Source organism: Psychromonas sp. CNPT3, assembly GCF_000153405.2.
Taxonomy (GTDB): domain Bacteria; phylum Pseudomonadota; class Gammaproteobacteria; order Enterobacterales; family Psychromonadaceae; genus Psychromonas.
In genome coordinates this window covers 3,042,924-3,052,410 of record NC_020802.1, presented here as the reverse complement: position 1 = coordinate 3,052,410, position 9,487 = coordinate 3,042,924, and the positions used below count along the sequence as shown (strand labels likewise).

Annotated in this window: 9 protein-coding genes; 7 read left to right on the top strand and 2 right to left on the bottom strand. The window is 38.3% G+C overall.

The window, feature by feature from the left end; genetic code table 11:
• The first annotated feature begins 366 nt into the window (after positions 1–366).
• The 7 genes from rpmH (at position 367) to glpX (ending at position 7,759) form a co-directional block, all read left to right on the top strand.
• Positions 367–501: a 50S ribosomal protein L34 gene (rpmH, locus tag PCNPT3_RS13455; RefSeq protein WP_015466401.1), complete on the top strand. Its 135-nt coding sequence runs from the start codon at positions 367–369 to the stop codon at positions 499–501.
• Between the two features lie 10 nt (positions 502–511).
• Positions 512–868, top strand: a complete 357-nt coding sequence (rnpA, locus tag PCNPT3_RS13450; protein WP_015466400.1) for a ribonuclease P protein component — start codon at positions 512–514, stop codon at positions 866–868.
• Entirely contained in the window at positions 835–1,107 is a 273-nt protein-coding gene (yidD, locus tag PCNPT3_RS14090) for a membrane protein insertion efficiency factor YidD (RefSeq protein WP_015466399.1), read from the top strand. The genes rnpA and yidD overlap by 34 nt, the downstream gene beginning before the upstream one ends.
• Positions 1,108–1,112: 5 nt before the next feature.
• Entirely contained in the window at positions 1,113–2,795 is a 1,683-nt protein-coding gene (gene yidC, locus PCNPT3_RS13445) for a membrane protein insertase YidC (RefSeq protein WP_015466398.1), read from the top strand.
• A gap of 331 nt (positions 2,796–3,126) precedes the next feature.
• On the top strand, positions 3,127–4,494 hold the full coding sequence (gene mnmE / locus PCNPT3_RS13440) for a tRNA uridine-5-carboxymethylaminomethyl(34) synthesis GTPase MnmE (protein WP_015466397.1): 1,368 nt from the start codon (positions 3,127–3,129) through the stop codon (positions 4,492–4,494).
• A 1,043-nt stretch (positions 4,495–5,537) separates the two neighbouring features.
• A complete protein-coding gene (locus PCNPT3_RS13435) occupies positions 5,538–6,107 on the top strand; it encodes an anthranilate synthase component II (protein WP_015466396.1) in 570 nt (189 codons plus the stop codon).
• Between the two features lie 635 nt (positions 6,108–6,742).
• Entirely contained in the window at positions 6,743–7,759 is a 1,017-nt protein-coding gene (gene glpX, locus PCNPT3_RS13430) for a class II fructose-bisphosphatase (RefSeq protein WP_015466395.1), read from the top strand.
• A 67-nt stretch (positions 7,760–7,826) separates the two neighbouring features.
• Here glpX and coaA read toward each other — a convergent pair whose 3' ends face one another.
• Both coaA and PCNPT3_RS13420 read right to left on the bottom strand, forming a co-directional pair.
• Positions 7,827–8,777: a type I pantothenate kinase gene (gene coaA, locus PCNPT3_RS13425; protein WP_015466394.1), complete on the bottom strand. Its 951-nt coding sequence runs from the start codon at positions 8,775–8,777 to the stop codon at positions 7,827–7,829.
• A complete protein-coding gene (locus tag PCNPT3_RS13420; RefSeq protein ID WP_015466393.1) occupies positions 8,758–9,420 on the bottom strand; it encodes a hypothetical protein in 663 nt (220 codons plus the stop codon). The genes coaA and PCNPT3_RS13420 overlap by 20 nt, the downstream gene beginning before the upstream one ends.
• Between the last annotated feature and the right edge of the window lie 67 nt (positions 9,421–9,487).

The following is a 9,487-nucleotide window of genomic DNA, read 5'->3' as shown; positions in this document are numbered from 1 at the left end:
CATCATAATTAATTTTTAAGGAAATATTACCTAATAAGGGTGGGATATTTCATTATTTTAGACTTAATAAAAAGATCTTTGATAGATCCTTGCTTATTAATTACGCTTCTATATAATATTTGCACCCAAACCTTTAGGTAGGGGTAGTTGTTTAAATTAACCTTAAGAAGTTTTTCTTGTTGAGGTAATTATTTATTCGGCCAGAAAGAGGTATCTCTGATTGACTTTTGGTCTATCTATACATAGAATTCGCTCTCTTTTTAATCGGTTGATCATTTTATTTGTCGTTTTGTCTTTTTTAGAAAAGATAAACCGCTAAATTAAAAGATTGGCTACTGTACAGTACTTAACATAAGTGGAAAGAGCATGAAACGTACTTTTCAACCAAGCAACATTAAGCGTAAGCGTTCTCACGGTTTCAGAACTCGTATGGCGACTAAAAACGGTCGTAACGTACTAGCTCGTCGTCGTGCTAAAGGCCGCGCAAGCTTAAGCGCATAATTTCCCAGACGTGGTGAATTATTCGTATTCTCGGGAGTTACGTTTACTAACTCCCGAAGATTTTCAACCGGTATTTAAAAATGCTGTCCCTGCGGTTTCTCCTTACCTCACTCTTCTTGCACGAAAAAATTCCTTAGAACATCCTCGGATCGGAATGGCTATTCCTAAAAAGCATATTAAACGTGCTGTTGGGCGTAATCGTATTCGTCGTATAGTCAGAGAGAACTTTCGTCATCAGCAACATGATTTACCTGCAATTGATATTGTAGTAATTGCTAAAGCAGGTATTGCTGATTTATCAAATCAAGAGATCAATAAGGTTTTAGATAAATTATGGCGAAAATTAGTGCAGCGCTGCAGTGGCTAACCATTAAATTTATACGAGGTTATCAGTTAGGGATCAGTCCGCTGCTCCCGCCTCGTTGTCGTTTTATGCCAACTTGTTCTCAATATGCGATCGAGGCGATAAAATTACATGGAATAGTAAAAGGAGGTTGGCTTGCGAGCAAACGTCTTATAAAATGCCAACCATTCATTGAAGGGGGTTACGATCCTGTACCCACTTGTTGTGTAAAACATGATTTAATAAATAAAAGAAGAGATTAAAAAGTATGCAATCCCAACGCAATTTATTCTTGCTTGCCTTATTGTTTGTTAGCTTTTTGCTATATCAAGCGTGGGTTACAGAGCAAAACCCTCAGGTAAATGCAAATTTACAAACAACTGAGCAAACTCATAGCAATAATTCATCTGTTTCAGCAAGTCACAACTTTAGTGCCGATGTGCCCGCTTCGACAGCCCAAGTAACAGCCGGAGTTGATAACAATGTAACACCGTCTGCATCAGAAAAAACAGTGACTTTAGAGAATGACAAATTACGCTTAGAAATTTCTCTACTCGGTGGCGATGTAATTCTTGCAGAATTACTTGAGCATGACATCGATTTCAAATCTGAAACTCCATTTCGCTTATTAGAGAAACGTAAAGATTTCACTTATATCGCGCAAAGTGGCTTAATTGCGCAAGGCCCTGATGCAAGCAGTAAAGGACGCCCTCTTTATACTACTGCGCACGATACAAGATTGTTAGGTGAAGACCAAGAATCTGTGTCTATTGCATTACGCTTTGTTGATGCTAAAGGTAATGTGTTTACTAAGACCTTTACATTGCCTCGTGGCGGATACGCTTTAAATGTTGCTTATAATATCGAAAATAAGACAGATAAAGCCTTTGATGTGCAGTTCTACGGTCAATTAAAAGAAACCATTGAAAATCCAAGCGGTTCTGGCTCATCTAAAATGATGATGTCTGCATACCGTGGTGGTGCTTTCTCTACGACTGAGACGCGTTACGGCAAATATAAATTTGACGATATGCAAGATGCAGCGTTAAAAGAAACCACCAAAGGTGGTTGGGTTGCGATGCTTCAACATTACTTCGTTGCAGCTTGGATCCCCTCTGTAGATGACACAAACGTTCTTTATAGTAACGTTATTCGTGGAACAGATGCGGCTATCGGCTTTAAAGCTCCAGTGCAAACAGTTGAGGCTCATAGTGAAAAAACAATATCAGCTGATCTTTGGGTTGGTCCAAAGTTACAAGATGAAATGGCCGAAGTTGCGAGTCATTTAGATCTGACTGTTGATTATGGTTGGTTATGGTTTATTGCTCAGCCTCTCTTTAAATTACTACTCTTTTTCCAAGGTATCGTTGGTAACTGGGGTGTTGCTATCATTTTGATCACCTTTACAGTGAAAGGTGCGTTATACCCACTGACTAAAGCGCAATATACTTCGATGGCGAAGATGCGTTTATTACAACCTAAGATTAAAGAGTTACGTGAACGTTATAAAGACGATCGCCAAAAAATATCTAAATCAATGATGGAATTGTATAAGAAAGAGAAAGTAAACCCACTTGGCGGTTGCTTCCCTATTCTTCTACAAATGCCTATCTTCATTGCATTATATTGGTCTCTTATGGAAGCTGTGCAATTACGTCATGCACCGTTTGTTCTTTGGATCCAAGATTTATCAGTACAAGATCCCTACTATATAATGCCTATCTTGATGGGTGTGAGCATGTTCTTCATTCAGAAAATGTCTCCGACACAAGTAGAAGATCCAATGCAACAGAAAATCATGAAGTTTATGCCAATAATCTTTACGTTCTTCTTCTTATGGTTCCCTGCTGGGTTAGTACTTTACTGGTTGATGAGTAACATCGTTACTTTGATCCAACAAACTATTATTTTCAGACAGTTTGAGAAACAAGGTTTGCACTCCAAAAAATAGTGCTCTGCTTGTATCATAAAAAAAGGCGACGATATTAGTCGCCTTTTTTGTGTTTGTCGATAAACTGAGCGCTATTATTTCAGCGCTCTATTAATACCCATGTTACCTTCAAGCTAGCGCCCCAAATGGATCGCCAACTTTAACTTATCTTTGTTGTTGAGGTGTTGTTATAAAATATCAATATAAAATAATTATGTTTCAATTTTATGCCGAGAAGCTAAGCCCAATCTGGCTTGCTGATTTTGCATCTTGAAGTATCATGGGTATATATTAAATTAAGTCATTATCAGGCATTAAGATGTCTGCAATTATCACAGAAGGATCATGAATTATGACGAAGGTAACAGACACTATTGTTGCACAAGCAACCGCAACAGGCCGTGGTGGCGTGGGTATTATTCGTGTTTCTGGACCAGATGTTGAGCTTGTTGCTAAACATATTTTAGGTAAGTTACCCAAAGTACGTTATGCCGAGTATTTACCTTTTATGGATGATAAAGGTGAAGTATTAGATCAAGGGATAGCCCTATTTTTTAAAGCCCCACATTCCTTTACGGGTGAAGATGTTCTTGAATTACAGGGCCATGGTGGCCCGATAGTCATGGATATGTTGATCCAGGCTATTTTAACAATTAAAAACCTACGTGGTGCTGCGCCGGGTGAATTCTCTGAGCGTGCATTTCTGAACGATAAGATGGATCTTGCGCAAGCGGAAGCCATTGCAGATTTAATTGAAGCGACGTCAGAGCAGGCTGCGCGCAGTGCATTACATTCATTACAAGGTGAATTTTCTAATAAAATTAATGCACTCGTTGAGAGTTTGATCCATTTACGTATTTATGTCGAAGCCTCTATTGATTTTCCAGAAGAAGAAGTCGATTTTTTAAGTGATGGTAAAATAGCTTCAGATTTAGCACAAATAGTGGCGAATTTAGAGTCCGTAAAAAAAGAAGCGCAACAAGGCGCTATTTTACGTGATGGTATGAAAGTAGTGATAGCGGGAAGGCCTAATGCGGGTAAATCGAGCCTTTTAAATAGTCTTGTTGGCGCAGATCGTGCCATTGTGACTGAAATTGCGGGCACAACCCGTGATGTTATGCGTGAATATATTCATATTGATGGCATGCCTTTACATATTATCGATACCGCAGGTTTACGTGAAAGTGCCGATGAAGTTGAAAAAATCGGTATTGAACGTGCTTGGAAAGAAATTAAAACTGCAGATCGGGTGTTATTTATGCTTGATGCAACGACTACAGATTCAACCGATCCCTATGCAATTTGGCCTGATTTTATGAAGCAATTGCCGGAATCTGTAGGTTTAACGGTGGTGCGTAATAAAGCGGATCTAACCGGTGAGTCGGTATTAGTTAAAGAGGGTAATCAATATCCTGTTTATTCATTATCCGCTAAAACAGGTTTAGGAATGCAAGCTTTAAAAGAGCATCTAAAGGAATCTATGGGTTATACAGGCTCAACAGGAGGTGGCTTTATGGCACGTCGACGTCATCTTGAGGCGCTAGATAATGCACAACATCATTTACTCGAAGGAAAAGTGCAGCTTGAAGAATATAAAGCGGGCGAGTTACTGGCAGAAGAGTTAAGAATAACCCAGCAATATTTAAGTGATATTACGGGTGCGTTTAGTTCTGACGATCTTTTAGGGAAGATTTTCTCTAGTTTTTGTATTGGTAAATAAAAGCGTTCTTAATGATACTTGCGTGGGTTTAGGGGTAATAGCCTTACAATGAGTGTTTGATTTAAAGTTTTTTTGTAAGAGATTGACCATTTGATCATAAGGTTATTGTGCTAATTATTGTTTAAATTAAAATAAAATAATAATAACCTATTGATTTTATTGGTTTCGCTAATGTAAGACACGCTAACAATGAAAAAGTTTGTTTTTATTGTTCTTTTTTTTAGTGAATACGGCGTATTATTTAATCCGTAACGAGGAACAGGGTTTTACAGGAGTTGAATGTTGCTTCAAGTTACATTAGATAACAGGATGTTATTTTAAAGGGATATCAGGATGATTTCTCTTGGTTAGGATAACCACAGGACACTCTTAGGATAAGAGCAAATAAAGCCGGATGCTTTATTACAATGGACGTAAAGGATACTCTTAGGATAAGAGCAAATAAAGCCGGATGCTTTATACAATGGACGTAAAGGACACAACAGGATGTTGTGAAGGAACATCTTCAGGATGAAGAACAATAATGACGCGGATAGTTATTATTATGTCAGGATGACAAAATATGGACACCTTCTATGGATTGGGAGATGACCGATAAACAGGATTGTTTATTGTATATGGATATTTAAAAGGATGAGCCCGAAGGATTGGGAAGAGGATGCCTGGATGGCAGTAGTCAAATGGATTTTATGCAGGGAGCATCAACTGTCAAGGACTTGATAGAGTGACTAAAATAAGGGCAACTTCGGTTGCCCTTTCCTTTGCCTGTCATAAAATATTTTATCATCATCGCATAGCACTTTTCTGTTAAAAATTAATCTGCTTACGCCTTCTACTCCCCTTATTATATTACTTCTATGATCACGTGTATCGATAAATGATACTCTGCCTTTTAACAAACCTATCAAAGTGCTTTTTAGCCGATGCTTTACTGTGATTTGGCATAATAACATGTATAGTTTATGTTCTTTTTTTAGCTTGTTGAATGCATTTATTATCACGTGTTTTTATTCAGGGCCATGTTTTCAATAGGTTTGGTTTTTATGCTTCTTATGCTCGATAATTATGATTCTTTTACATATAACCTAGTGCAATACTTTGCACAATTAAATGTAGAGGTATTGGTTAAGCGCAACGATAAAATCAGTTTAGCTGAGGTCGCCTCGCTTGCACCTGAGCATATCGTCATTTCTCCTGGTCCTTGCACGCCTAATGAAGCCGGACTCTCTTTAGCGCTTATTGAGCGCTTTGCTGGGCAGATCCCTCTACTTGGCGTGTGTCTTGGCCATCAAAGTATTGCGCAAGTATTTGGAGGGAGAATTGTCCGTGCTCAGCAAGTCATGCATGGGAAAAACTCTTTAATCGATCATGACGGAAAAGGTGTTTTTAAGGGCTTAAAAAACCCTTTAAATGTCACTCGCTACCATAGTTTATTGATTGATCCTTTGAGCGTACCTGATTGTTTTGATGTGTCTGCGCGTGTGCAAGGCAGTGATGAGATAATGGCCATAAGGCATAAAACATTGGCACTCGAAGGTGTGCAGTTTCATCCTGAAAGTATTATGTCTGAGCAAGGTCTGAAATTATTAGAGAATTTCATTAAACTGACATAAATAAAAATGACAGTGTTGCTTTGGGATCGGCTCGTTTGAAAGGGCCTGTTTTTCTTGGACATAGATGCTTAGTCTAGATTTTTTAGAGAATAAGACCTATGAAAAATAAGACTTTTTTGTCTCTGTTAGATATTATCAATCGCCTTTACAGTAGGATATGCTCAAGCACTAAAGATATTATCAATGTGCTTATTTTAAAAGGATAATAGGCTATAATCGGAACACCAAAAATTAATCAGTATTGTATTAATTAAGGGGTCTATTTAGGTGTTTAGAAAAGTATTAAAGTAATACGTTGTGCGCTTACTTTTTAAAACACATAAATGAGCAGATAACGAGAGCATTATCTAAAAGTACGGTTGATCTGGGCTTTTTATCCAGAAGTACAAATAAAAGTGTGAGAGACTCATGGCACAGCATTGAGTCAAATAATAAGCACTAAGTCGGATAAATATTGAGTGAAAGAGACATGACATTGTTTAAATGTTAGTCATAAATGGAATAATATCACTTAGTAAGGTATCCAATAGAATATTTCACTTATGCACCTCGTGAAGAGACATATAATCGTTGTCTCATGCTGATAGTTAAAGTTGCATAGGTATACAATTTATAAAAATAGTGGAGCTACATTAATGAAACGTGAATTAGCAATTGAATTTTCTCGAGTAACAGAAGCTGCCGCCTTAGCTGGATTTAAATGGTTAGGTCGTGGCGATAAGAATATGGCAGATGGTGCTGCGGTAGAGGCAATGCGTCTTATTTTCAATCAAATCGATATTGATGGTGAAATTGTCATTGGTGAAGGTGAAATCGATGATGCACCGATGCTATATATTGGTGAAAAAGTAGGTACAGCTATAGAAGGCTGTAATGTGGTTGATATTGCAGTTGATCCTATTGAAGGTACGCGTATGACGGCGATGGGTCAATCAAATGCACTTGCGGTACTTGCGGTTGGCGAAAAAGGCTGTTTTTTACATGCTCCCGATATGTATATGGAAAAATTAATCGTGGGTCCTAATGCAAAAGATGCCATTAATTTAGAGCTTTCTTTAGAGCAAAACTTAAAAGCGGTTGCGTTAGCACTTGGTAAACCATTAACGGAGTTAACGGTTGCAACACTTGCGAAGCCTCGTCATGATCGCATCATTAAAGATATGCAAGGTTTAGGTTGCCGCGTTTTTGCAATCCCTGATGGTGATGTTGCTATCTCTATTCTTGCTTGTATGCCGGATAATCAAGTCGATGTCTTGTACTGTATTGGTGGCGCTCCAGAAGGCGTTATATCTGCAGCTGTGGTACGCGCTTTAGATGGTAATATGCACGCACGTTTACTGCCTCGTCCAATGGTTAAAGGGCCGACAGAAGAAAACATTCGAATAGGTGAAGAAGAAATTCGTCGTTGCGAAGCTGCGGGTGTTGAAGTCAATAAAGTCTTAAAACTTGACGATCTGGTAAAAAATGACAATATTATTTTCTCAGCTACTGGCATCACTAAAGGCGACCTTGTAGAAGGTGTCTCTTTAGATGGACGTATTGCAACGACAGAAACACTATTAGTACGTGGTAAATCTCGCACGGTGCGTCGTATACGCTCTATGCATTATCTTGATCGTAAAGATCAAAGATTAAAAGATATTATTTTATAAGATTGATTTTTTAATCGATATGAAAACGATAAAAACCGAACACGCTGGGTGTTCGGTTTTTTTTTATTTATTTTCGTAGTTTGACACTCGAAACTTGGTGGTTATAACCTTTTTTTAATATCAAATTTGCTCTATCACGCGTGGGGCGAATATTCTCAGAAAGATTGACGCCGTTAATTTCATCCCAAATTTTACTTGCGATATCAATTTGTTGTTGCTGGGTCATTTTAGAATAAGTATGAAAGTAGGCATCCGGATCGGTGAATGCGCCAACACTAAATTTAAGAAATCGTTGTAAGTACCACTGTTTGATCATGGCAGGCTCTGCATCGACAAAAATAGAAAAGTCGACGAAGTCAGAGACAAAAACACGAGTAGGGCGCTCCGGTTCATTGAGGGCTGTCTGTAAGACGTTCAGTCCCTCAATGATCACAATATCTGGTTTATTAATGGTGATTTTCTTATCGGGTAAAATGTCATAAGTTAAATGTGAATAAATAGGGGCGTCAATAGACTCTTTTCCTGATTTTATGGCAGCCACAAAATCAACTAAGGCTTTAGTATTAAAACTTTCAGGAAAGCCCTTTTTATGCATTAAATTATGCGCAACTAAATCTTTATTATTGCGCAAAAAACCATCGGTAGTAACCAGTGCAACCGACGGATGCTCTGGCCAGCGCGACAGTAAAGCCTGTAAAATACGCGCCGTTGTACTTTTACCTACGGCAACACTGCCTGCAATGCCAATGATATAAGGGACGTGCTCATGTTTTGTTTCTAAAAACTGATCGCGTACGCTATGACGTTTTTGCAGAGAGCCCACATATAAATTGAGTAAGCGAGATAAGGGTAGGTAAATGTCGATAACTTCTTGGATAGAAAGAGATTCATTGATGCCCTGTAATTGTTGCAAGTCATCAAGAGAAAGGGTTAATTCAACGTTGTTGCGTAAACGCGCCCATTGATCACGTTCAAAATGTATATAGGCATTATGGATATTATGTTGTTGGTTGCTCATTTTCTTCGTTCTCTTGCTCTATATAGATAGAATCTGCATTACCTTGAGGATCATCCGTGTAAATATGGTATTGGCCAGCAGGTTTAATTAAGCCTTCAAATAAATTAAGCAGGGAGACGGCAGAAGGGTCGAGATCGGTTTGTTTACTTAAACGTGTAAACGCAGCTTCATAATCACTTTGCACCCAGCAGCTATAAGCATAAAGGTCGATATAAGCTTCTTGTAACAGATAAACACCTTGAATTAAGACAATGTCTACATTATCAAAATCATATTCCACGGTAACGGGATGCATTATATTATCGCGTGTTACCGCTACTTTCACATGCCCAAATAGTTTAAGGGGTAATATTAATTGCTCGAACATTTCAGAAAAACGATAGGCGTTTAAGTAGTACTCTTCAGGGCTATTCATCGCATTAAAACGCACGCTGTCACTTGCACTCCAATCTTCTGTGTGCACAATGGCAACCGAGAGACCTTCTAAGCGTAACGCTTGTGCTACTTTTTCAGTTAAGTGACGTTTACCACCCCCTTCAATACCACTAATGGCAACAATCTGCGCTTTACAAGAGCCTTTTTGATTATGTAGATCGCGTAAAACAGATTTTATCTGTGCTGCATTATTAAATACAGTTTTCAAAATGAAAACTCCTTAAGAATAAAGTGCGGAAGTAAGCGCTTCATGGATATAACTTATAGAGGATATA